At 67.5% G+C, this 24,395-nt stretch carries 18 protein-coding genes and 1 pseudogene; 7 read left to right on the forward strand and 12 right to left on the reverse strand.

All coding sequences use genetic code 11. From position 1 onward, the window contains the following. Positions 1 to 3: 3 nt before the first annotated feature. From AB0H82_RS05230 to AB0H82_RS05245, 4 genes are read right to left on the reverse strand one after another with little or no spacing between them, the layout of a single operon-like run. On the reverse strand, positions 4 to 5,928 hold the full coding sequence (locus AB0H82_RS05230) for an SDR family NAD(P)-dependent oxidoreductase (RefSeq protein ID WP_362988979.1): 5,925 nt from the start codon (positions 5,926 to 5,928) through the stop codon (positions 4 to 6). Between the two features lie 4 nt (positions 5,929 to 5,932). After that, positions 5,933 to 6,994 carry an enediyne biosynthesis protein gene (locus AB0H82_RS05235; protein WP_362988980.1) on the reverse strand — a complete coding sequence of 354 codons (1,062 nt, stop codon included), beginning with the start codon at positions 6,992 to 6,994 and terminating at the stop codon, positions 5,933 to 5,935. After that, on the reverse strand, positions 6,991 to 8,955 hold the full coding sequence (locus AB0H82_RS05240; protein ID WP_362988982.1) for a CRTAC1 family protein: 1,965 nt from the start codon (positions 8,953 to 8,955) through the stop codon (positions 6,991 to 6,993). The genes AB0H82_RS05235 and AB0H82_RS05240 overlap by 4 nt, the downstream gene beginning before the upstream one ends. Then, positions 8,952 to 9,953 carry a DUF1702 family protein gene (locus AB0H82_RS05245; protein ID WP_362988984.1) on the reverse strand — a complete coding sequence of 334 codons (1,002 nt, stop codon included), beginning with the start codon at positions 9,951 to 9,953 and terminating at the stop codon, positions 8,952 to 8,954. The genes AB0H82_RS05240 and AB0H82_RS05245 overlap by 4 nt, the downstream gene beginning before the upstream one ends. 292 nt (positions 9,954 to 10,245) lie before the next feature. On the opposite strand from AB0H82_RS05245, the pseudogene AB0H82_RS05250 reads away from it, so the two are divergent. The 6 genes and pseudogenes from AB0H82_RS05250 to AB0H82_RS05275 form a co-directional block, all read left to right on the forward strand. Further along, positions 10,246 to 10,509 (forward strand): annotated as a pseudogene (locus AB0H82_RS05250) (helix-turn-helix transcriptional regulator); the annotation flags it as partial. Positions 10,510 to 10,677: 168 nt separating this feature from the next. Then, the gene (locus tag AB0H82_RS05255) at positions 10,678 to 10,995 is read left to right on the forward strand and encodes a hypothetical protein (RefSeq protein WP_362989285.1); all 318 of its coding nucleotides are present in this window, start codon (positions 10,678 to 10,680) and stop codon (positions 10,993 to 10,995) included. 66 nt (positions 10,996 to 11,061) lie between these two features. Next, entirely contained in the window at positions 11,062 to 12,492 is a 1,431-nt protein-coding gene (locus AB0H82_RS05260; protein WP_362988985.1) for an MFS transporter, read from the forward strand. Beyond that, entirely contained in the window at positions 12,464 to 12,862 is a 399-nt protein-coding gene (locus AB0H82_RS05265) for a metalloregulator ArsR/SmtB family transcription factor (RefSeq protein ID WP_362988987.1), read from the forward strand. Before AB0H82_RS05260 ends, AB0H82_RS05265 begins: the two co-directional genes overlap by 29 nt. 72 nt (positions 12,863 to 12,934) lie before the next feature. Then, positions 12,935 to 13,417 (forward strand): SRPBCC domain-containing protein, encoded by a 483-nt coding sequence (locus AB0H82_RS05270; protein WP_362988989.1) that lies wholly within the window; start codon positions 12,935 to 12,937, stop codon positions 13,415 to 13,417. A 1-nt stretch (position 13,418) separates the two neighbouring features. Next, positions 13,419 to 13,874, forward strand: a complete 456-nt coding sequence (locus AB0H82_RS05275; RefSeq protein ID WP_362988991.1) for a pyridoxamine 5'-phosphate oxidase family protein — start codon at positions 13,419 to 13,421, stop codon at positions 13,872 to 13,874. A gap of 8 nt (positions 13,875 to 13,882) precedes the next feature. On the opposite strand, the gene AB0H82_RS05280 is transcribed toward AB0H82_RS05275, so the two are convergent. The 8 genes from AB0H82_RS05280 to AB0H82_RS05315 form a co-directional block, all read right to left on the reverse strand. Next, the gene (locus AB0H82_RS05280) at positions 13,883 to 15,457 is read right to left on the reverse strand and encodes an MFS transporter (protein WP_362988993.1); all 1,575 of its coding nucleotides are present in this window, start codon (positions 15,455 to 15,457) and stop codon (positions 13,883 to 13,885) included. 183 nt (positions 15,458 to 15,640) lie between these two features. Further along, positions 15,641 to 16,708, reverse strand: a complete 1,068-nt coding sequence (locus AB0H82_RS05285; RefSeq protein ID WP_362988995.1) for a methyltransferase — start codon at positions 16,706 to 16,708, stop codon at positions 15,641 to 15,643. 78 nt (positions 16,709 to 16,786) lie between these two features. Further along, positions 16,787 to 17,149 carry a VOC family protein gene (locus AB0H82_RS05290; protein ID WP_362988997.1) on the reverse strand — a complete coding sequence of 121 codons (363 nt, stop codon included), beginning with the start codon at positions 17,147 to 17,149 and terminating at the stop codon, positions 16,787 to 16,789. 35 nt (positions 17,150 to 17,184) lie between these two features. After that, positions 17,185 to 19,533, reverse strand: a complete 2,349-nt coding sequence (locus AB0H82_RS05295; protein ID WP_362988999.1) for an ATP-dependent Clp protease ATP-binding subunit — start codon at positions 19,531 to 19,533, stop codon at positions 17,185 to 17,187. A 13-nt stretch (positions 19,534 to 19,546) separates the two neighbouring features. Continuing rightward, positions 19,547 to 20,758, reverse strand: coding sequence for an AarF/UbiB family protein (locus tag AB0H82_RS05300; protein WP_362989001.1), 1,212 nt, complete (start codon positions 20,756 to 20,758; stop codon positions 19,547 to 19,549). Positions 20,759 to 20,814: 56 nt separating this feature from the next. After that, the gene (locus AB0H82_RS05305; RefSeq protein ID WP_362989002.1) at positions 20,815 to 21,447 is read right to left on the reverse strand and encodes a hypothetical protein; all 633 of its coding nucleotides are present in this window, start codon (positions 21,445 to 21,447) and stop codon (positions 20,815 to 20,817) included. 110 nt (positions 21,448 to 21,557) lie between these two features. Next, positions 21,558 to 22,286 (reverse strand): DUF6073 family protein, encoded by a 729-nt coding sequence (locus AB0H82_RS05310; protein ID WP_362989004.1) that lies wholly within the window; start codon positions 22,284 to 22,286, stop codon positions 21,558 to 21,560. 69 nt (positions 22,287 to 22,355) lie between these two features. Then, entirely contained in the window at positions 22,356 to 22,796 is a 441-nt protein-coding gene (locus AB0H82_RS05315) for a hypothetical protein (protein WP_362989006.1), read from the reverse strand. Between the two features lie 336 nt (positions 22,797 to 23,132). Here AB0H82_RS05315 and AB0H82_RS05320 point away from each other — a divergent pair, with 336 nt between their 5' ends. Further along, the gene (locus AB0H82_RS05320; RefSeq protein ID WP_362989008.1) at positions 23,133 to 24,362 is read left to right on the forward strand and encodes a cytochrome P450; all 1,230 of its coding nucleotides are present in this window, start codon (positions 23,133 to 23,135) and stop codon (positions 24,360 to 24,362) included. The last annotated feature ends 33 nt before the right edge of the window (positions 24,363 to 24,395 follow it).

Consider the following 24,395-nt stretch of genomic DNA (forward strand, 5'->3'; position numbering starts at 1 on the left):
GGTTCAGCCCTTCTCGGTCACGGCGATCACGATGACCTCGTCCGGGGTGGGCGCCGCCAGCGTGGCGGTGTACGTCCACACCAGGTCGCGCCCATGACGCAGCACGAGCCAGCCATGGCCGAGGGTCCGCTCGTCCAGGATCAATTTGGGCTGCGTCACGGTCACCCCGAGCTTCATGACGGCCTCGCGGGCGCTCCAGACCCTGGTGGCGGCGGTGGCGAACGGTTCGTCGCCCGCGGTGCCGCACATCTCCGCGAGCGCGACGCCGGACAGCCCGAGAAGCCCGCGCCACTGCTCCATGGTGCGGTCCCGGACCGCTTCGATGTCGCAGCCGACGGGACGGGAGGAAGCGACGGCGGCGGTGAGGCCGGGGCCGTGGGTCGCGCTCATCGGTTCGGTCGTCTCGGGCCGGCCGTCGGGGCGGTGCCGCAACGCCACCGGGTGTCCGAACGCGGCGGCCAGCGCGCGCTCCGTGACGGCCCGGCGACCCGGTATGCGCCGGGTGCTGCCGGGACCGGCGGCCGTCCCGCCGCCGCGGAGCGATCCCGAGGCGGCCGGGGGGCGGTCGCGGACGATGGCGAGACGCAGCGGTGCAGGGAGCACGGCGTCGAGGTGACGCTGCAGGTACGGACCGAGAAGCTCGGGCGTCCACGCGCGGCCCGTGTGAGGTGACGGGACGGCGGTCAGTTCGAGTGACTCCCAGATCGCGACCAGTGCCCCTTGGTCGTCGCGGACCACGACGTCGTAGACGTAGGTACTCCCGTCGTGGGCGCGTTCGGCCGCGACCAGGGTGACCTCGCCGGCCTTCCGCCCGGGGGAGAAGGACCGCACTCGGCCGATCCTGGACGGCAGCAGGGTGGAGTCGGGGACACACACTTGCAGCGCGTGCATGAACGCGTCTCGCGCGGCCGGGTCCGCGAGCAGCAGCGCGCCCGGCAGGACGGGAGAGAACCAGCGGCTGTCGGAGCAACGGATCCGCGCGACACATCGCCGCGCCGCTATCAGGCGGAAGTCGGTCACCGAACGGAACCGGGGGCCGTGGAACATGATCCGGTCATAGAAGTCGACGTCGATGTCCATCGTTGTCGGAGCGATGTGCGCCGCCCTGTCGGCAGCCTTGAGCAGCGGATCCCAGCGCTCCGTCCCGGCCGTCGGCTCCGGCGTCCCTCGGCGCAGGCACACCCCGCGGAAGTGATCGACTTGGAACAGCGTTTCTGCCGATCGGATCGCGACCCGGACCTCGTCGCCGTCCCGCAGCGCGGCGAGCCGGATCGTCGTCGTCCCGTCCGCGGAGATCCCGATCGGACGGTTGAACTCGATGTCGCGGAACTCGATGTCGCGGAACTCGACCGGGCCGTCTTCACCGAACAGCGCCGTCGCGACCTGAGCCATCGCTTCCATTCCCATGACCGCAGGGAACAGCGCCTGCCCGGACAGCCGGTGGTCGTCGAGATACGGGTCGGCCGTCGAGGAGAGATCGGCCTCGACGATCAACTCGATCCCGGGGAAGTGCAGCATCGGACGTTCGAGAAAGCGCAGCAACGGCAGCTCAGCCGACGCGAAGGCGATGGTCGGGAGGCCGATGGCCCTTCCGAGCACGACCACGTTCGAAGGGGCTGACCGAGTGCGCAGCAGCTCCAGCAGGACGGCGACCCCGACGTCCGTGGGGATCGGGTCGATCCCTTCCCGGATCAGCACACCGAGCACGCCGAGCCGTTCGCCCATCCCGGTGCCCGACCACACCGACCACTCGATGTTCAGGCAGCGGCACCGCGGCAGTTGTGCGTCGAGTGACTCGATCGTCGATCGCAGCCAGTCGTTGGCGGTGGCGTAGTGGCCTTCGCCGCGCAGCCCCGCCCGCCCGATGATGCTGCCGAATCCGATGACGAGCCGCAGGCCGGAGGGGTCCACCTGGTTCAGGACGTTGCGGAACCCGTCGACCTTGACGGCCACGGTGCTTTCGAGTGCGTCGTAGGTCAACGAACCGATCGGGGCAGGCGTGTTGATGCCGGCGCCGTGAAGGATTCCGGTGATGTCTCCCAGTTCCTTCCGGATCGCCTCGGTGGCGGCGGCCACCTGCTGTACGTCGGTGACGTCGGCGGAGTAGTAGCTCACCTTGGTGCCCGAGTCGCGCAGCCGGGCGATGTTCGCCGCGACCTCCTCGTCGGCCGCGGCATCGGCCCGCCCCATCAGCGCCAGCGTGCAGCCCGTCTCGTGGGCCAGGGCGGCGGCGCACTCGACCGTGATGCCGCGCGCGCCCCCGGTGACGACGACGACGTCGCCGGCACCGACCGGATAGCTGTCGTGCCCGGTGGTCAGTTCCCGGAGCACAGGTTCGGTCCGCCGAGCGTTGTCGTCGTAGGAGACCTCGCGGAAGGTACGGGTGGTGGCGACCTCGGAGCAGACCAGCCGCGCCGCCTCATCGGGCGCGAGGCGGTCGGCGAGGTCCACGATCGTCGTACGCGCCGCCGGGGCCTCCAGATGGACCGTCTTGGCCAGTGCGGAGACACCGTGATCACGGTTGACGACGACGAGTCGGGTACCGCGCTCGACAGCCAGCCTTGCCGCGTCCACCATGCGGGCGGTCATGCCGGCGGGGTCCTCGTCCCCGGCCGCGCCGCTGACGAGCAGGACCCCGTCGCCGACAGGAGCGGCCTCAAGGAGCTGCCGGACCGCGTGCGCGAGCGGTTCCCCGGGGGGAGCGAACACCTCCCACCTTCCCGGCCGTTCCTCGTCCGGGCCGGGCGGCAGCGGAGCCGGGGCGTGCTCGACCACGAACGGCCGGACCCAGGTGCCGATGCCCGCCAGGTCGTCGACGGCCTGGCCGTCCGCTCCGTCACCGGCCGTGTGGGCGAGCCCGTCGATCGCCTCCGCGAGCTCCGCGACGGTGGCGGTCGCCACACTCGTGCTCGGCTCGGGTACCGGTGCGCCGAACGTCTTGAGGACTTCGCCCATCAGCTGGGTGATCGTGATGCTGTTCAGATGCAGATCGTCGAGGGGGCGAGTGTCGGGCTGGATCTCGGCGACCGGCAGCTCCACACGTTCGGCTATCAGGTGGCGCAGTGTGTCCAGTGGACTCCGCACGTCGGCGGGGACGTCGGTGCGGTCGGCCCCTGCCTGCGGGGACCGGGCCTCCGCCCGAGGGATGTGCGAGACGTCCGGCGCCTGTTCGCAGGGGCTCTCGATGAAGGTGAAGTGCTTGTCCAGCGAGATGGGCCGGTTGAACCGCTCGGCCGCGAGGGCCACCAGATCAGGACCGGAGCCCAGCACGTAGCATCCCGCGAGCGTCCGGAGGATGCCGGCGACCGAGTCGTCGTCGGTGTCCATCGAGACCACAGGAACGGTCGGGCACACCTCGGCCGCAAGGCCGGACAGGATCGTGCCAGGACCCACCTCGATGAGCAGGTCGCACTGTCCGGCGAGCCGCTCAAGAGCATCGGCGAACCGCACCGGTGCCACGACTTGCCGTTCCAGGAGCTCGACGACGCCCGATCCGGGCTCCACCGGTTCTGCCGTGACCGTCGAGAACAGCCCGGCCCGTTTGACCTCGCCGATGCGGAGGTCGTCGAGGTACCCGCGCAACTTGCGGGCGGCCGGGGCGACCAGCGGTGTGTGGAAGGCATGGGAGACAGCGAGCTTGGCGCCGTGCAGCCCGGCCCTCCCCGCCGCGTCGACCACCGCGTCGACGGCGTCCACGGGGCCCGCGACGACAGTCTGATGCGGGCCGTTGTAACCGACGACGGTGACCTGGGTGTCGGCCAGCAACGGCTCGACCTGTGCCGCGGAGGTGCGGATGGACGCCATCGAACCGGTCTCGTACGACACCTCCCCGGACTCGGTTCCCTCGGGTCCCGAGGTCGCGTTGTGCATCGCTTCGCCGCGGAAAGCCGCGATCTCGACGACCGACCTCTCGTCGAAGACCCCCGCCCAGTACAGGCCGGTGAGTTCGCCGAGGCTGTGTCCGACACAGCCGGCAGCCGCCACCCCTGCCCGGTCGAGGATCCGCAACCCGGCGAGGGAAGCAGTGACGATGCGGGGTTGCGCGTCCTCGGTCGCGGCGCCCGGGGGCCGAGCGCCCACCTCCTGGTAGAGGTCCTGGACGACTTCGAACCGGTGCGCCGGTCCGCCGCCGTCACCGCGTCCCGGGGCGCCCTGGCCGGGGAACAGGAACCCGATCCGGGGGGCTTTCGCGGAGTGGGCCAAGAACTGACCACGACCTGGTGCGAAGACATACGTCTCGCCTGCCGCGACGGCATCGGCGAGCGCGCGGAGACTCGACGCCGCCGCCGCGGGCTCGGATGCGACCACCGCTGCCTTGAACGCGAACTCGCGGTCGGCGCGCGTGAGTTCGGCGGACAGGTCGCCGAGTTCGGCGTAGGAACAGACAGCCGCGACGTCCGCGGCGCGCCGGAGGCCGCCCTCAAGGTCCTCGAAGCCGGCTGCCGACAGCACCAGCAGTTCGGCGTCCTGGGGCGTGTGCACCAGATGCCTGTGGAGCGCCGCGGGAAGCGCTTCCGCCGCCCGGGTGGACTCCAGGGCAACGTGGGCGTTGATCCCTCCGAAGCCCAGCGACGAGGTGCCCGCGCGGCGCGGCGGATCACCGGCTCCGTCGCCCGGTGTCGGCCACGGCTGCGGCGTGCGGGCAAGCCGCAGCCGCGAGCCGGGAAGGTCGAACATCGGGTGGGCCTCGCCGGTGCCGGCCACGGGTGGGATCGTGCCGTGGTGCAGGGCGAGGGCGGCCTTCATCAGGCCGGCGACACCGGCGGCGGCCTTCGTGTGCCCGATGTTGCCCTTGATGGTGCCGATGTGGACGGGCTCGGCACCGGCCGGCCGGCCCGCGCTCACGCGGTGGAACACGTCGAGCTCGGTCCGGTCGCCCAACGCCGTACCGGTTCCGTGCCCCTCGAAGTAGTCGACGGTCTCGACACCGAAGCCGGCCATGTGATAGGCGCGTTCCATGGCCAGCAGGTGGCCGTCCGCCTCGGGCCGGGAGATACCGCCGTGGCCGTCGGAGGACACCCCCCAGCCCGCGATGGTCGCATAGCTCCGCAGGCCGCGGGCGATCGCGTCCTCCTCGCGGACGAGCACCAGGATGCCGCAGCCCTCACCCGGCCAGAAGCCGTTCGACTTCCGGTCGTAGACCGTCATCCGCGAGGTCGCGAGCGCTCCGGTCTTGGCGAAGCCGACGAGTTCGAACGGGTCGATGGACGTGTCGACCCCGCCGACCACGGCGGTGTCGATCTGCCCCGCGGAGAGGGCGTTGCCGGCGTTGGCCACGGCGAGCAGGGACGACGCGCAGGCTCCGTCCACGATGAAGCCGCCGCCGCCGAAGTCGAAGTGGTTGCAGATGCGTCCCGCGATGGTGTTCGCCAGGCCGCCGGCCAGGCTGTCCTCGTTGATACCGGGGTAGGGGGCCTTGTACTGGACTTCGTACACGTCGAGGAATTCGGCGATCTCGTCGACCGTCCAGCCCTTGCCCTCCAGCGCCTTCGCCAGCGTACGCCGCACATAGGGCCACCGCAGTCGCATGCCGTTGGCCCGCGTCATGTCCCCGGTCAGGGTGTTGCCGAGGACGACGGCGGTGCGGGCACGGTCGAGCCGCTCGCCCGCGGGGAAGCCGGCGTCCTCCAGCGCCGCCGCCGCGGTGTCCAGGGCCAGCCAGTGCGCGATGTCGGTGGACCGGTAGACGCTCGCGGCGACGCGGTGTTTCGTCCGGTCGAATTCCCAGCCCTCGATGACCGCGGCATGAGTGGCGTAATGCCGGTCCGGCGCGGCCGGATCGGCGGCGTAGTAGTCCGCCGAGCTCAGCCGCACGTCCGGCAGGCGTCGAAACGCCCGGCGCCCGGCAAGAACGTTCTCCCAGAGCTGCCTCGGGGTCTCCGCGTCGGGGAATGTACAGGCCATCCCGACGATCGCTATGCGTGTCATGGACCTAGGCCTCCTGCGCGCCTCGCCGACGGTTCGGGGCCGCGGACGACTCGGACACGGACCTGCGCCTGGCGATGAGTACGCCGATCCACACGGAGAGCCCGCGGATCGCGCACACGATCGTGAGAGCAAAGAACAGCGTGTAGACCACGTTCAACAGCATCAACACTCCGTAGACCATCGCGGACGAGGCGCCGAACATGAATTGGTTCCACGGCTTGACCGGTGTGGTGCCGGGATCGGTGATCATGTAGTTGGTGAACAGGAGGAAGGCCGTGCCGGTCATGGTGCCGAGCGCGGCCATCAGCGCGACGTCGAACAGCTCGTGGCGCAGGACCGCCTGGATCACGAACCCGCCGAGCCACCCCACGATCAACGGAATCTTGCCGGTGAGCTTCGCGTTCAACACCGTGCCGGCGGTGGCGAGGATGACGGGGATCGCGATCCGGAACAGCGAGTTGATGTTCTCGCCGAACTGATACGGCGGCGCGACGCTGACCCAGGACCCGAAGCACAGCAGCGCGACGCTGATGCCGAGGTTCGACGGGTTCATGAAGTGGCGCGTACGGCCACCGATCGGAGCCTGGAACACGTACTTGCCGGTGACCGCGACGGCGACGCCGAAGAGGACCGGCCAGAACTGGTTGTTCGCGTACAGCAGCATGTTGACCGCGAGCGCCGTGATGTGCGCGGGCAGCAGGAACTCGTAGACCCCGCGAAAGCCCCGGCCGCGGAAGCGGGGTGCCCGGCGCTGGGCCCACGCGCTGAGTGTCTCGAAGGCCAGATCAATGGCGTACGCGCTGGCCACCGCCAGGAACGGCCACAAGGGCGGCTGTTCGAACCCCAGCAGGGTGTAGCCGATGATGTTGAAGACCGTGATGGAGAGGGCGAAGTTCCGCAGTGCGAGGTAGCGCACGTCCTTCCCGGCCGCCGGGGCGGCCGGCGGCTTCGAGTCGGCGCGGGGTGGTTCGGCGGGCGACGACGTGGATGACGGTGAGGTCGTTTCGGGGAGAGGAGACTGCTCGCGGACATTCCGGTCGACGGGCTTGGGGCTCTGGGTCGTCACGGGACGCGGACCTCCTCGGCCGTGTCGGTGAGCATGAAGGTGTGCGTGCCGGGGGTGAGCCGGACGGTCTGCCGGTGGCGCTCCCCGTCGTTGTCGAGCCATGCGAGGGTGGCGCTCACGGGCCGGTCCTCGGTGCCCAGACCGAAGTGCACGTCGAAGCCCCGCTTGCCGCTGTGCCCGCTGCCGCCGTCGAGTTGGCTCCGCATCGTGCGGCCGTCGGCCGTTCGCACGGTGACTTCCGCGTTGTAGGCGGGCGTTCCGGCCGCCGACAGGTCGCCGCCGTCCTGTTTGCCCGCGGGCCTGTACAGCTGGAGCTTGAGGTAGCGGCCCATGTCCGGTGAATCGTTCCTGTAGAAGGCCGGGGCACCCCATTGCCGGGCGACGGCGAAGTCCAGCGTCCCGTTTCCACGGGTGTCGCCGACGGCGATCCCGCGGGTCGGGGTCTTGGAGTCGATGCCGACCTGATCGGCGATGTCGACGTACTCGCCGGAGTCGGTCGGCGCGTACACCGCCATCGGCTGGTGGCCCGCGATGTCGTCGTCGGGGCCCACCTTGGGCCACATGCCGGGCTCCCGCAGGAGAACGTCGTTACTGGTGGCCAGTTCCTGCAGCCACGGCCAGCGGTTGTGCTTGGCGCCCTGGACGAACCCGGCGGTCTGCAGGACATCGAGTTTGCCGGAGTTCTGCAGATCGGCACCCTTGATGTCCCAGGCCCATCCGGTCCAGGCCAGGCCGGCCTCCTGTGCCTGTTGGGAGAAGGGGGCACGCCCCGCGCCGAGTTCGGCAGCCATCTTCTTCGGCGTGCGGGCGTCGTTGCGCCACACGTAGTTGCTCTCTTCGAGGCCCCATGCCGTCGTGATGTTGCTGGCGATCATGTCGAACTTGCCGCGGCCGTAGAAGTCGACGAAGTCCACACCCATCCCTTTGAAGGAGTCCTCGCCGAGGACGAACGACTTGGGTGTGGTCCAGCCTCGATCGCCGGTCGCGGTGCTGAACCGGATGTCGCCGGGCGTCGACTCGTTGGAGAACAGGTGGTCGTGTCCGAAGTCGTTCGCCGCGTAGACCTCGGGCAGGAGATCGTCGGTGAGGTCACCGCTGCCCAGGGCGAGGGTCCACCCGGTCGCGTCGTCGTACGGGACGGCTTTCTTGTCCTCCGCGTACACCGGGTGCCCGCCTTCGTTGCGCACCCACCGCAGCATCCGTATTCCGCCGCCGTTCTTCGCGTTCGACATGGAGTCGTTCATGACCACGTCGTCCTGGCCGTCGGGGTCGAGCACGGAAGAGTTCGGGAAGTAGTTTCCGACCATCAGATCGGGGTGACCGTCCCCGTCGTAGTCGGCGACCGATACGGCGTTGGTGTTCCACTGTTCGCCTGTGTACTTGTCCACATCCTTGGCCGACGGGACCACTTCGGTCGGTCGGTACGCCGGTGAGCGACCGGACGCGGACTCGTCCGCCATGAACAGAATCGGTGTGCGTCCCCAGTAGTAGACCAGCAGGTCCATGCGCCCGTCGCTGTCGAAGTCGCCGGGCGCACAGCCCATCGGCGCCATCGTCGAGTCGATGTGGAGAGGGGCGGCATCGAGAGTGAAAGGAGTGAAGCGGTCGGCTGCCGGAGCGGTCGGAGTGTGGGTGACGACCACCGAGTCCGTGCGGGTGTCCACGAGACACACGCCATTGGCCCGCCCGTGCCCGGTCAGGTCGTTGATGGCGACGCCGGCGCCGACGGACGAGATCCACGAACGGATCTTGTGATAGGCGGGGTTGACCTCGCGGACCTTCTTCTTCGGAAGCTTCTCGTAGCCTGGCGGCATCGGGATCGACATCGAAGTGAACTTGTAGTCCGGTGCGACCTCCGACGGATCCGGCGCCGCGACCGCTGCCCGGGTCACCGCGAACAGGGACGCGGCGAGCAGGACCGCGCAGAGGGCAGGCGTGAGCTTTCGGATGCGCTCTCTCATGAACCGTCCTTCACCCCGAGGCTGAAGCTTGTTTCGGTGGCCCAGCGCAGCATGATGCGGCGACGCCACACCTCGAACGACACCTGCCCGTCGACCGTGTGTCCCGACGGACGGCTCTGAGTGGCGATGGCGGCCGCCTCGGTGACGTGCAGCCCGGTGATCGCCCGGACCGCGGTCTCCGTGTGCGGCTGTGCGATCTGTGCACGTGTCCGTGCTTCGGCGGCGAACACCGACCCTTGCGCGAGGGCGGGCCGGTGTCTGCCCGCGCCCTCGGCGAGTTCTTCGAGCTCGTCGGCGGAGGCGCCGCCCGCGTAGGTCGCGGCCAGCCCGATTCCGGCGAAGAGATCCTCGTGCCGCTGCGGTGAGAACGCCTTGATCAGCCGCAGCGCGCGGCTCGGATCGGCACCCGCGACGAACCACAGGGCTCGTCCGATTCCCTGGTCGATCGCGTGCGGGGCGTACTCGGGATGGTGGTGCGTCGGCAAGGGCGGATCGGGATCGACGTACTGCTGTCGCACGTACTTGTCCGTACGAAAGAAGGCCTGATGGAAGCCGTAGCCGTCCAGGGCCAGCCATGTGAGGGTGGGGTCGGTCAGACCGCCCGCCGCCGCGCGCCGCAGGGGCCGGGGCAGGCGGGCGAATGACCAGCCGACGCCGACATGGATCATGTAGGTGTGATCGTCGGCCGCTGCGAGGAGGTCGGCGACGTGGTGGCGGTGGCCCAGCGGCAGCGCGTCGCGTATGGCCATGGCCATGGCCGCGCCCTCGAAGGCGAATCCTCGCCGGATCCCGTCGATCCTTGCCAGCGTGCCGGTGGCCTCAACGGCGGTCGAACTCTCGGCCGCGACGCCGAACCCTTCGATGAACGAGCCGCCGGCCATCTCCAGGCACGCCTTCGCATGAGGGTCGCGTTCCGGAAAGCCACGTTTGCGTAATAAAGCCTGATTCGCACTGGGAGTGAGACATATGCGACGGATGTGTCCTATCCACGAAACCATGCCAGCACCTCGCGTCCGACTGCGCCACGTCACGACGAGACTGGCATCGAACAGGCGTCGAGCGTTTCTCTCTTATTGCTCAATTGAAAAAAGGTTAGTAATCTCTCTCCCCGAGTCGCGGAGGGGGGGCGACCCGACGCGTGGCGGAGGGAGATGTGGATTCCCTGGTTCCTGTTCCGCGGCGCCACGCTATTGCGGCAGGACACATTCAACTGGACGACCCCCTGGCACATGTTCGATCACGAGATCGGAGGTAGCCTTGTCTGATCCAGTTGGGGACAGCATGATCTATATGTGGGAGAACTGCGGATACCCACTGAGTCTCGGCGATATCGCGGCGTTCGTCAGGTACAGCAAGTTTCATTTCGCCCGGAAGTTCAGGAGAGAAGCGGGATGCTCACCTGGACGCTTTCTCTGCGCGGTCCGCATGGCGCGAAGCAAACAGCTTCTTTCGACCAGCACGGCCACCGTGTCCGACATTGCTTCTTCGGTCGGATACCGGAGCCTGGGGACTTTCACCACTCGGTTCACCGATGTTGTCGGGCTCTCCCCGTCCCAGTACAGGCGCTCATCCCGAGCCGATCTCACACTATTCGATCTGGTCGTTCCCGGCGGCGTACACGATTTCAATCCTCGTGGTTGCGTCATGGGCCGGCTGATCGGTACTCCGCGAAATAGCGGGACGCGCACCCACGTGAGTGTGTTTTCGAGTACGAGGCCGCTCATGCCGCCCATCGCTGCGCGGTTCGTGGATCCCGAGGAGGGCTTCTTCTTCGGCGGTCTGCCGCCCGGCAAATGCTTGATGCGGGCGATCGCGGTCGAAAGGGGATCCGAGGCCTCGTTGGCGGAAGTGCTTGTCGGTGTGAGCGAAGAGTTCGACGTCCGGCCGGCCGACCGGATCAGCGCCGACGTGGTGCTCCAGGAGCCCACGGCGGGAATGGTGCCCTCGCTGCTCTCGGTGCCGGGGCTCGACCGGTACCTCTCCAGCCTCCTGCGGAGCGGCACGCGAGCCGGGCTTGACGAACGTGTAAGTCCTCACTAACGTAACAATTCGTTAGGGAGCTGTCCTTGACCGCTCTGCTGAGGTGCAAGACAGGAGCCAGGGTTGATGCAGCCGGCACGAGATACCTTCCCCAAACAGCAGGTGGCCTGGACGATCGCGCTTGCCGCGCTCACCAACTTCATGGTGAGCCTGGACAACCTGGTCGTGGCCACCGCCCTGCCGACACTGCACGAGGACCTCGGAGGGGACGCGGGCAACCTGAGCTGGGCGGTCAACGCGTACACGCTGGCCTTCGCGTCACTGATCCTCACGGGTACGACCTTGGCCGACCGCTTCGGGCGCCTGCGGGTCTTCTCGATCGGCCTCACGGTGTTCACGGTCGGCTCCATCCTGTGTGCCCTCAGCCCGTCGATGGGGTTCCTCATCGGCGCGCGCGTCGTGCAGGGCATCGGCGGCGGGGTCGTGCTCCCGCTGACCCTCGCGCTCATCACCTCGGTGACCCCGCCCGAGGAGCGCGGGAAGGCCATCGGGATCTGGGGTGGCGTCATCGGCATCGCCGTCGCGTCCGGACCGGTCGTCGGCGGCGCGATCATCCAGGGCTTCAGCTGGCACTGGATCTTCTGGCTCAACGTGCCCATCGGGATCGGCGTCATCGTATTCGCCCGCATGCACGTGCCCGAGTCCTTCGGCGGTTCGAGGAAGATCGACCCGGTCGGCCTTCTCCTGGCCACCTCCGCGGTCCTGCTCATCGTGCAGGCGCTGATTCGCGGTCCGGAGCGGGAGTGGACCGATGTCACGATCCTCGGAGGGCTCGTCGTCGGACCGCTCCTGCTCGTGTGTTTCGTCCTGTGGGAACGCCGGGTGGCGGAGCCCATGATCAATATGAGCCTGTTCCGGAACCTGAACGTGTCCGCGGGATGCGTATCCAACTTCATCCTCAATGCGGGAATGTTCGGTCCGGCATTTCTCCTTACCCAATACATTCAGCTCGGGCTCAGGCACGATCCCATTGAAGTCGGTGTACGCCTGCTGCCGTGGACCGCGCTGACTCTGGTGATTTCCCCGTTCGTCGGGCAGTTGGCGGACAAGATTGGCGAGCGATACCTGGTCACCGTCGGCCTGCTGTTGCCCGGAGTGGCATTTCTTTGGATTGGCATGGAAATGTCCGATTCGGCGGTGGGGTACGGCAGCCTGTGGCTTCCGCTCCTCTGTGCCGGTGTGGGCACCGCGATTGCATTCCCCTCGGTCTCGTCCGCGGTGATGCGGTCGGCGACTCCCAAGCAAGCCGGGATGGCATCCGGGTCCAGTGAGACGTTCGCGTATGTCGGCGCGGTATTCGGCGTCGCGATGGTAACCGCGTGGTTCGCCGCATTCGGGGACTACGGCACTGCTGCTAGTATGGCTGAAGGGGTTAGTCCCGCATTGGTCGGCATTGGTGTGCTCAGTATCATCGGAGCGCTTATTGCCGTACTGGTCATCCGACAGCAGAAGACGGCGGCGCCCGACCATGATGAGGCTCTCGAAACAGCCGGATGAAGCATCGACCGTCGCGGTCCTGCGTGCGTTCTCGGACGAGAACCGCCGCACCATGCTCGAACTGGTGGCCACGAAGGAACTGTCCGCCGGCGAGATCGCGGGGCACTTCACCGTCACCCGCCAGGCCGTCTCGCAACACCTTCGAGTGCTCAAGGAGGCGGGACTAGTCGAGGAGCGTCGCGCCGGAAGGAACCGGCTCTACCGCACGCGGGCCGACGGAATCGCGATACTGCACCAATACTTCAACGACCTCTGGTCCAACAGTCTCGCGCTTGCCAAGGAAATCGCGGAGGAAGCCGAGAGTGACGCACCCAGCGACAGCGGCCAGGGCGACGAATCGGCCAGTCACGGGAAAGACATGCCGGTCTAGAGCACGGACGGTATCCTGGCGTCGCCGTGCCAGGACGCGCACCGTTGCCGAACACCACCGAGGGCTAGGTCGATGAGCTCAGTAAACGCCGGGCACCCGAGTGTCGTCACCGACCAGCATGTCGTGCGGGCGAGTGTCGTGGTGAATTGCGGTCAGGAGTCGGCATTCTCGACGTTCGTCGGCCGGGTCGCGGACTGGTGGCCACTGCAGTCCTACTCGCTGGGGCGAGACCAGATCAAGGAAGTCGTCGTCGAGAAGCATGTCGGCGGCCGTATGTACGAGGTCAGGCCGGACGGCGAGTGCGATTGGGGTGTGATCACCCGTTGGAACCCGCCACATGGTTTCGTGCTTCGGTGGGATGTGATCCCCGGCTCCGCCACCTATGTTGAACTGATTTTCGAGAAGGTGACCGACCGCTCGACGCGTGTGTCCATCGAACACACCGGCTGGGAGGACGTCGACCCCTCCCTGCTGCCCTCGGACTGCAGTTACGGGGAAGGGTGGCGCGTAACCCTGTCCCATTTCGCCGAGGCCTGCGCGAAGCCTTCCGCCTGAGATGCCCACGCCTCGTACGCACGACGAACGCCTGGCTGCCGCCCGCCTCAGGCTTCGGCAGGAATGCCAGATGTGGCTGTCGACAGGCGGGCGCTCCGGACCGCATCTGATTCCGGTCGCGTTCGTCGGCGACAACGACGCCATCGTCACCGCGACCGGTGAGAGCAGCAGAACCGTCCGGAACCTCCGGGAGACCGGGCGGGCCCGCGTGGCGGTGGGCACCACGTCCGATGTGGTGATGGTCGATACCGTTCTCGATGGCCTCGTGCCGGTCCCAGCGGTCGCCACGGACGTCGCCGACCGCTTCGCCGCTGTCTCCCACGACCCACGGCAGATGCCGGGCTACCTCTACATCCGACTGCTCCCTCGCCGCGTTCAGGTGTGGAACGGATTTCACGAGTTCCATGGCCGGACAGTGATACTCAAAGGCGAGTGGCTGTCGGAGCCGGTCGACTGAGCTCCGGCTCAGCGGTCCGCCGGCGAGGCGGGCTTGGTGGCCAGCAGCTCGCCGGTGATGTCCTCGACGCTCCGGTGCTTGGTCTCGGGCCCGAACCACAGGAACAGCGCGGCCGCCAGGAGCAGCGGCACGGCTCCGATCAGCGCGGTCGCGGCGATCGAGGGAATGGTTGTGCTGGCGACGACGACCGCGATGATCAGGACTCCGCCGAGCTTGGTCATGCCGGCCGCGAGGCCCGAGCCGCGCGAGCGCAGCATGGTGGGGTAGACCTCGGCGGCGTACGCCGAGACGACCGCCGTCACCGAACTGACCGCGGAGAGCGGCACGATGAGCAGCAGCGAGAGCGCGAGCTGGTGGTCGGCCAGCGAGTCGCCCGCCACCACGAAGCCGCCCAGCGCCAGCGCTGACACCACCGAGAGCGTGACGATCGTCTTGCGGCTTCCCCACCAGCCGTAGGCCACCGCCACGAGCACGGTGAAGGGGAGTCCGAGCAGCGCCGCGTTGCGTACGACGTAGTCCGATTTCACCGACGAGTATCCGAGGTGCTGCAGGTTGGTCGGCACCCAGAGCTGAAAGCCGAACGTGATGAGGCCGGCGCCGGCGGCGAGGACCAGGATGGCGAGGGTGGAACCGGCGAACGGGCGCCGGAAGAGCTGGTGATAGCCGCGCAGGGCGGGCGTCTCCGCTGCCGCGGGATCGCTCGGGGCCTCCCGCACCTCCGCGCCGTACCTGGTCATGATCGCCTTTGCCTCCTCGTTCCGGCCGCGGGCGATGAGGTAGCGGGGCGATTCGGGGATCCAGTAGTTCAGCACGATGAACAGCAGTCCCGTCGGCAGGCCGATGAGCCAGAGGATGCGCCAGCTGTAGGTCGGGGTCAGCCAGCCGGAGAGCCAGCTCGTGACGAGGTAGGCGCCGGCGATGTCACCGCCGATCAGCACCATCAGCCAGCCGCGGTGGCGCGCCGGGATCGTCTCGGCCATCAGCGCGAAGGCGATCGGGATCATGCCGCCGACGCCGATCCCCATCATGAAGCACATCAGCAGATTCCACTTGAAGCCGGGCATCGCGCCGCAGATCGAGGTGGTGATGAACAGTATTCCGGCCAGCAGGATCGAGGAGCGCCGGCCGATGCGGTCGCCCAGCACGCCCCAGGTCAACGAACCGAGGACGGTTCCGGTGATGCCTGCGAGCGGCAGCCACGAGACGGGAATGGTTCCGTGCGGATTCGCCGGGGATTTGAGCCCGTACTCCTGGGCGAATCCGGGTGCGACGAACGCCAGCGTCGCAGGCTTCATGACGTCGATCGTGATGGCGAAGGCGAGGACGATGAGGAGTGCGATGTGCTGACCCCGTATCGGGGCGTCATCGATGGCGGTGACGCGGATGGACCGCGCCGCGTCCTTGATCTGGGCCCCGCGTGGCGGCAGCACACCGTAGACGACCGCGACCAGTCCGACGGCGATGAGCGCCATCCCGGTGATCATGGCGGCATCCGGTTTCATCCCGGACATGACGTAGTGCATGTGGTGCGCCGAGAAGTACATCGGCAGATGCAGCACGACGCCCGCGGTGCAAGCCAGCACTCCGAGCCAGAATGCCGCCGGGTGTTCGAAATCCCCTCGGACGAGACCGGTTTTCCTCATCACCATGAGCATCCCCCTCATCAGTCGAACACCCTGACGAGATTAGCGGGCTGCGGTGGCGAGCGTCTTCTTCCGGGTTTCCCCGATCGCATTGCAGCAATCGAGGAGAAGTCGGGGCCTCCGTCAGGACGGCCGGCCGGAGGCAGCTGACGTGCAGACAAGAATGCTCAGCGGACTCGGCGTCGCGATGATCTCGTCGAGGTGAAGATCGGCATTCCCGAGGAGTTCGCGGAATTCGTCGGCCGTACGCTCCGCGCCGTTGAGGTTGATGAGCATGTTCAGGTCCTGGAACTTGCTCAGGTCGGGCTCGTTCGCGGGCCGGACCACACGAGTGATGATCAGTAGCGTCGCGCGGTCGACCATCGCGTCCCGGCAGGTACGGAGCAGCTGCGTCGCGCGTTCGTCGTCCCAGTCGTGGAGGACCGACTTCATGATGTAGCAGTCGGCTCCGGACGGGATCGTGGAGAACATGTCCCCCGCTATCGCCCGGCAGCGGTGCCCCAACCCGTTCGCGACGAATTGGTCGCGGGCCTCGCGGGTCACTTCCGGCTGCTCGAAGAGGATGCCTTCGACGTGCGGATACTTGTCGACGATCGCGGCCAGGAGGGTTCCCTGTCCGCCGGCGACGTCGACAACCGTGATCGCGTCCGAGAAGTCGTAGTGGTCGAGGATCGCGCGGACTTCCGCGGTGGAGAACGCGCTCATCGACGCTTGGAACAAGGCGTGCGCGTCCGGGTGCGTGGCGAGGTACTCCCACATCGACATCCCGAAGACGTGCTCGAACGCCGGCTCCCCCGTTCTGACCGTGTGACTCAGTTTGCCGAGCGTGGGCCACTGCAGGTCCGAGCCGATCAGCCGGGCGATCGGCTGCAACGACCCGGGGACGTCGGAGCGCAACAACGCGCCCGCGGCGGTCAGTTCGAAGGAACCGTCGTCGCGTTCGTGGAACACCCCGATGCCGGCCAGGGCCCGCAGAAGCCGGTGCAGCGCCCGAGCGTCGCACCGCGTGTCGTGGGCGAGGTCGGACGGTCGCTGTGGCGCCTCGTGCAAGTGGTCGGCGATCCTCAGATCAGCGGCCACCGCGATGCACTGTGCGGCGTAACAACCCATCAGCAGCGAGAACATCTGCTGTCGAGGGCCGACGGCCGAGGCCGAGGATGATCCCTTGCGACCACCGAACTCTGCGCTCATAGTTGGTCCGATCCCTGATCAGGTCGTCGTCCCGGGGCGACCGCATCGGTCTCGCTCGGCCGTCGTGGCGCCGGTGGGTCAAGCGGAGGGCTGATCCCACAGGCCGATGGTGTTTCCGTCCGGGTCGGCGAACGCTGCCACGTTGCCGAACCCGGGCAGCTCGGTCGGCTCCATGACCCTCGTCCCTCCCAGCTCCTCGGCCCGCTTCAGCGCGGCACCGAGATCAGGCGCGTGGAAGTACACGCGGACGCCGGCCTCGCCCATGGCCGGACCGATCCCGCCGCTCACGGACCCTTCGCCGGACTGGGTGTCGACGAGGGCGTAACCACCCATGTCGGGTAACTGGTTGACGTTCCAGCCGAACAGGTCGGCATAGAACGACTGGAGACGCTCGGCGTCCTCGGACGAGGTGATCTCGAAGTACGCGAGTCGCTGGCCCATCCCGTGCTCCTCTCAGGTAGGTATCACTTATTAAGTCAGTCTGAACTTACCTTACGGTCTTTCGGGCCGTCAACGGTGGAAGCCGCACGGTCGCTCCCGCCTGAACTCAGGGCGGTCAGCGTGAGCTTGCCGGAGTCCGCGTCGGCGTCGATCCTGACTGTCTGGCCGGCTTTGACGCGTTCGGTGAGGACCATCTCGGTCAGCGGATCCTCGATGTGTGTCTGGATCGCCCGACGCAGTTGCCGCGCCCCTTCGGTCGGGGTGTGCCCGTGGTCCGCCACGTGCTCGCGGGCGGCCGGGGTGACCTCGATCGAGATGTTGCTGGCGCTCAGCCGTTCGTCGAGGCCGTTCACCAGCAGTCCGACGATGGCCAGGATGTCGGCACGCGACAGCTCGGGGAAGACGATGATGTCGTCGAGGCGGTTGAGGAACTCGGGCCTGAAGTGCTGTTTGAGTTCGGCGGTCACCACCTGCTTCAGATACTCGTACCGACGGTCGCTGTCGCCGGCGCCGTCGCTGCCGGTGAAGCCGAGACGACCTCCGGCGAGATCGCGCGAACCGAGGTTGGTGGTCAGGATGATGACGGTGTTCGTGAAGTCCACCCGCCGGCCGGTGGAGTCCGTCAGGTGCCCTTCGTCGAGCACCTGCAGGAGCGTGTTGAACACATCGACGTGGGCCTTCTCCACCTCGTCGAACAGCACGACCGAGAACGGCTTGCGGCGGACGCGCTCGGTCAGCTGTCCGCCCTCGTCGTGGCCCACGTACCCGGGTGGCGCACCGACGAGCCGGGAAGCCGTGTGACTCTCGCCGAACTCGGACATGTCGAACCGGACCAGCTTGTCCTGGTCGTCGAAGAGGAACTCGGCCAACGCCTTGGCCAGCTCCGTCTTACCCACACCTGTCGGGCCGGCGAAGATGAACGAACCGGTCGGCCTGCGCGGGTCCCGGATGCCCGTGCGGGTACGTTTGATCGCTTTGCTGACGGCCTGGATCGCCTCGTCCATGCCGACGACACGGCGGTGCAGCCGGTCCGCCATCTGTCCGAGCTTCTGCGACTCGTATCGGGACATCGTCGACACCGGCACGCCGGTCTGTTGCGACACGACCGCTGCCACGTCGTCGGCCCCCACATCGGTCGACGTCGAGTCGAGCCGCAGCGCGACTTCCGCCGCGGCCTCATCGATCAGGTCGATCGCTTTGTCGGGCAGGAACCGTGTGGGCAGATAGCGGCAGGACAAGTCGACGGCCGCCTTGATGGCCGCGTCGGCGACCGTCACTCGATGGTGCGCCTCGAACAGCGGCTTCAGCCCGTTCAGGATGGCGACGGCGTGGTCCGGAGTGGGTTCCTCCACGCTGATCCGCTGGAAACGCCGGTCGAGAGCCGAGTCCTTCTCCAGCGACTTGCGGTACTCGTTGTGCGTGGTCGCGCCGATGAGCTTCATCTCGCCGCGGCTGAGCATGGGTTTGAGGATGTTCGCGGCATCGATGGACCCCTCCGCGGCACCCGCACCGACCAGCATGTGCACCTCATCGATGAACACGATGATGTCGCCGCGGCCCAGGACTTCCTTGAGGACGTCCTTGAGGCGTTCCTCGAAGTCGCCCCGGTAGCGTGAACCGGCGACCATCGATGCCAGGTCGATCGAGTAGAGCTGTTTGTTGGCGAGCGACGGGGGGACCGCACGGTCGACGATGTTGCGGGCCAGCCCTTCTACGATGGCTGTCTTCCCCACGCCGGCGTCCCCGAGAAGCACGGGGTTGTTCTTCATGCGCCGCGAAAGCACTTGGGTCAGCCGTCGAATCTCCGCGTCACGGCCGATGACGGGGTCGAGTCTGCCTTCGGCGGCCTGTCGGGTGAGATTGACACCGAACTGATCCAGGAGCTGCGATCCCGCGGGCTTGAACGGGGCCGGTTCGACCGCGGCGGGCTGGAGTTCGGTCGCCGCGTCCGTCGCCATGGCCTTCAGGAGTTCGGAACGCAGCTCCGCCGGGTCGAGTCCGAGACTGAGCAGAATGTCGACGCTGAGATTGTTCGACGTCTGAGCGAGGAGGGCGAGCAAGATGTGTGCGGGCTCGACCGTGGTGTCGCCACGGCGCTCGGCCTGACGGGCCGCGGCGCGGAGCACCTCGGTGGCCTGCGGGGTCGTGGGCAGCTCCGCCGCCGGGCGGGGCTCGGACTCCCCGAGGATGGAATGGACCCTCTCATGGAGCGTCTCCACGGAAGCGCCGTTGTCCCGGAGAACACGCGCGGCCGCCCCTTGCGCGTGATCGGCCAGTCCGAGGAGCAGATGCTCGGGGCCGACGTAGGGATGATTGAAGCGTTGTGCCTGCCCTTCGGCCAAGCTGAGCACCTGGTCGGCGGCGTCGCTGAACTTGTCCCGCATAGGTATTCCCCGGCTACCGATCGATAAGGCTGGACATGATGTAGGGAGCGGCCTCTATCTGGAAGTCCATGTGTGGCGCCAGCTCATTGACGGTTCCCTCAAGGGCCATCAGGCACAGCAACGGGAACATCATCTCGGGCTCGGCGTAGTAGCCGTTGCTCTGCTGGATCTGGAACAGCCGCGCGGCGAACCGGGGAACGGAGAAGTCCGCGACATCGAGTTCGGCGGACTCCTCCACGAGCCGGACGACCTCCGCCCGGAACCGAACCGGGTTCTGATCGCTGCGGTCGACCCCTTTCGTCGTCGTGAGCAGGATCTCCGCGCACTCCTGCCCGCGACCGGTCACCATGCCGCCGAAGAACCGGGTGAAACGCTCACGGGAGAATTCGCTGAGCACGTGCGCGAACCCGACGTCGAGCAGCACGAGCCGCCCGTCGGGGAGCAGGTATGCGTTTCCCTGGTGCAGGTCGATATGGACGAAGCCATGCACGAAGACGAGTTCGTACATGGCGCGGACCAGAGTGGTGATGCCCTCGTCGCGCAGGGCCGGTGTGGCGGTCGCGAACATCCGGCGGTCCAGGCCGGCGATGAACTCCATGGCGAGCAGTTCCGGGTTGGAGTATTCGTCGGCCGGTGCCGGAATGACGATGCGTGCCTCGTCCTTCAGGACCTCCCGAAGCCGGGTCAGCATGACGCGTTCACGGTCCAGGTCGAGCTGGTTGAGCACGGCGGTGCACAGATCGTCGACGATCGCGACGACCGGGCTGGAACGCATCCACGGTGTCTTCGCACACAGCCGCGCGAACCAGCGCAGCATGGCCGTGTCGACAGGGACCGTCGCGGCCGCGTCGGGCCGCCGTATCTTCAACGCCACGGGGGCGCCGGGTTCGGGCTCCCACCGGTAGACGCAGGCGATCGATCCGCTGGCCACGGGGCCCTTCGCCACCGCCGCGTACGCACTCGCCGGCAACGGCGGGCACGTACGGTCGAGCACCGCGAGCGCATCGGCGGTACTCATCGCGGCGACGTCGTCCTGCAGTCGCGACAGCCGGTGGGCGAGTCGTGGACCGATGAGGTCCGATCGGGTGGCCAGCAACTGGCCCACCTTGATGTAGGCGCCGCCGAGCGATTCGACGGCGCGAACGAGGGACGAGGCGGCCGCGTCCCCGGCCCGTCCCGGGTGCAGGAGCGCGGCACCGGCCACGCGGGCCGTCGCTGTCGCCACGGCCACGAGTCGAGCCGTGGCACGTGCGGCGTCCCGGCCCTGATTCACTGCGCGCTTCATACCGATCCCGTGCCGAAGAGTTGTCGATGTGCCTCGTCCAAGAGGGGAACGGCGTCCTCGACGCCGGGATGCCGCGCCAACGCGGTCACCGGGGTGACCCGTTCGAAGACCGTGGGTTTCTTGACGCCTGCTCGACCGACCTGCAGCCGCACGGGCATGCCGTGATCGGCTTCGCTTCCGAACTCCATGACGCGCCAGGAACGTTCGAGCACGTCGTTGCGGTGCACCAGCCGAGCCACCGGTGTCACCTGATCGTCGACGAGGAACTCGGTGACCGCCACGTCGGCCGTTCGGTACCTCACCTGGACCGAAGCACCGAGCGACGTCGCCCACGAGGACTCGTTCGATGCCACCTCGACACAGGACGTGGGGAGCAGACTGGGGCAGATCGCGCGCATGAGGTCCAGATAGCTGATGTCAGTCAGGGGGAGGCAGTCGAACATCTGCGGCCGGTCGATCTCTTTGGGGGCGCGCATCGTCGGAATGAAGGTACGGATCCGACAGCCGCCTGGCCGCGTCAGGTCTTCCCAGATCGCCACCTCGGTACGGCTCAGGGTCTGCGGGGCGTCGATCCGCACCGCGGTCAGGAACCGGTGGTCGAGCGCGGCGCGGGCGAAGGTGTACCGCATCGCGCGATGACCTATCGAGGAGGAGACACCGAACGCATACGCTGTGAGCGGGCCCGCGCCCAGATTGACGCGGGCCCGTCCACGATCATTCACCGCCGGTTGCTCCTGCCTCAGGCGATGATGGTGGCGAACTCGACCGGGTTGGTCGCGTTCTTCACCGGGATGTGGTGCAGCAGGGCACCGATTTCGAGGTCCGCCGCCAGCAGCGTCCCGACCCGGCGGTCGCCGTCGTACAGCGCGTACGACTTCGACGTCCGGGACACGTCGCCGATCGGCGGAACCATGTTGACGCGCGACTCGACGTCGACGCGGACGTCACCCGTGTCGATGATCGCGCCGAGGTTCTCGATGTCGAACCGCGGGAACAGCGCGGTCACGCAGTTCTTCATCGGGGTGATCTCAGGGTCCACCGGGCCGGGGACGAGGTTCGGCGACACCGTGGCGCCTTCACTCTTGGTCGGGCTGTTGGTCACCCTGATCTGCCCGAACACGTCGCTCTCGCCGACGACCTGCAGCGAGAGGAACTGGGCACCGATGGTGGCCGTGCGCCACGTGAGCTCGGTCTCGCCCTCGGCGCCGATCCGCGGCTCGTGCCGGCGGTAGACGCCGATGCCGTGCAGGTCGACCAGGTCCTCGCCCAGCCCGTCGATCGAGACGTGGATGCGCTCGCGCACGGTGAAGGCTTCGAGCGCGGCCGGACCCAGGGTGTAGGGACGGATGGTGTAGAGGTCGCCGCCCCACGCGAGTTCGTGACCCTTGACTACTTCGGCATTGTGCAGCGCCGAACCTTCGGCGCCCTTGACAGCCGCGCTCTCGCGCAGCTCGTTCATGAGGCTCATCAGATCCTCCGGTTGAAGTTTTCGCGGTCTGGTCGAACCTGTTGTGTTGTGTCGTGGGCCGAGCCGGGATCAGGACTTCTTCGACAGCGACTGCATCAACGCCTCCAGGGCATCGATGATGTACGCGAAGTCGATGATCCGCTCGGGCAGTTTCGTCGAGCTCGCGGTCCGGTCCGCAAGCTCGACGTCGAGTACGTCGATGAGCCGCTCAAGGTTGTTGTGCGCGATGGTCACCGGGAAGTAGCGGAGCTGCTCCGCGTACTTCGGGTCGGCCATCGGCGGGCCGGGTTCGATGCCGCGGTCGGGGCCGTAGGCAGCACGCCAGGCTTCCTGTACGGCCCTCTCGTAAGCGAGGAAGGAGCCTCGGAAGTAGGGCAGCCAGATCGCGCGGAGATCCCGTGCCGACATGCGGCCCCTGACGAATTCGGCGGCCGCGGGCACCACGGTGGAGCGGTACTCGTCGAGCAGAGCCGTGGTGTCGAGACTGTGAGGAGCGGCGAGGTCGGTCATGGCGGTTCCTTCCGCGAAGTCGTCGGGCGGGCAACGCCGCCATCGGAGGGCTGCACCACTGGCTGCTCAGGACTGTTCGTCACTTCTGGAGCCTGAGCAACTACGTACCACTCACTAGATCACTCTTTTTTTATGTAGTCAATAGCTGACCGCTTGCGAAATGTGCGCTGACGTGCAGTTGATCGCTGCGCAGGCCTGCCGGTCACCGGGTTCTTCGAGGTTGCTGAACGTCGCGGGGGAGGGGTGAAGTCCATTGACTCGGGAAGGCGGTGGTACTACGGTTTCGGTACTCAAACATGTAGCTACCTATGGGCAGGTAACTTTCGGAGTGCGCAGATGACCGACATCGCCGAGTCGACCAGGCAGAGGTTCGGTGAGATGAGCGCGCTCTTCGCCGACCCGTACCCGCTGTACCGCCACCTTCGTGACAAGGAGCCGGTCAAGTTCTCACCCGAACTCAACGCGTGGGTGGTCAGCCGGTACAACGACATCAAGGCAGTGTGCGGCGACCCGGAGACGTTCTCGTCGCGGGGCCTGACGCGCCCCTTCGACGATCCGCGTCCCGAGGTCGCCGAAGTCCTCGCGACGGGCTACCCGATGGTGCCGATCGCGATCAGCACCGACGGCGAGGCGCACGCGCGCTTCCGCTATCCGTACGTCCAGGCCATGGCCCAGACCCGGACCGACGAATTCAGCTCGGTCGTCGACAGCGTCGTCGACCGACACCTGGACCGCGTCGTTCCGATGGGGAAGTGCGATCTGATCGCGGATCTGGCCCGGCCCGTCACCGTCGAGGTCATCCTGCGCTTCATGGGCATCTCGGCAGACCACATCGAAGAGGCGTCCCGGTGGAGCAGGGACCTCGTCTCGTTCCTGTTCGCCCCAGCCGAGCTGGACGAACGCTTGCGGCAAGCACGCAATCTGGTGGCGTTCCAGCACTTCGTCGCCGACGAGATCGAGAAGCGTCGGGCCCGGCCCACATCCGACGTCATCAGCGTCATGGTCCACGAACAGCTCCCCGACGCCGAGCCCCTGACGATGAACGAGATCGTCAGCGCCCTGTGCGGGCTGGTCATGGCGGGGCACAAGACGACCATCGACACCGTGGGCAACGGCATGGCCGTCCTCCTGTCGGAGCCCGCCCGTTGGGCACACCTGTGTGCCGACCCGTCGGCCATCCCGGCCGTCGTCGAAGAGATGCTGCGCTACGACGCCCCCCTGCAAGGTCTGTGGCGGACGACGACCCGGGACACCACCCTCGGGGGCGTGTCCCTGCCGGCCGGCTGCAGACTGTTCATCCTGTTCGGTTCCGGCAACCGTGACGAGGACGCGTTCGACTCTCCCGACGAGGTGCGCGTCGACCGCACGCCGAATCGGCATCTGTCCTTCGGGCACGGCGCGCACTTCTGCATCGGGGCGCCGCTGGCGAGGACCGAGGTGCAGAAACTCCTCGCGGGCCTCGCGGAACGGCTCCCGAATCTTTCGCTCTCACCGGAGTTCACCGGTGAGCGTCACACACCCGTCCTGGGGTTCCACGGATACACCCGACTGCCGGTCGAATGGTAACGCCCCCCCCTGCTGCCTACCAGGCTAGGAGCA

The sequence above is a fragment of the Streptomyces sp. NPDC050732 genome (genome assembly GCF_040654255.1).
In the GTDB taxonomy this organism is placed as follows: domain Bacteria; phylum Actinomycetota; class Actinomycetes; order Streptomycetales; family Streptomycetaceae; genus Streptomyces.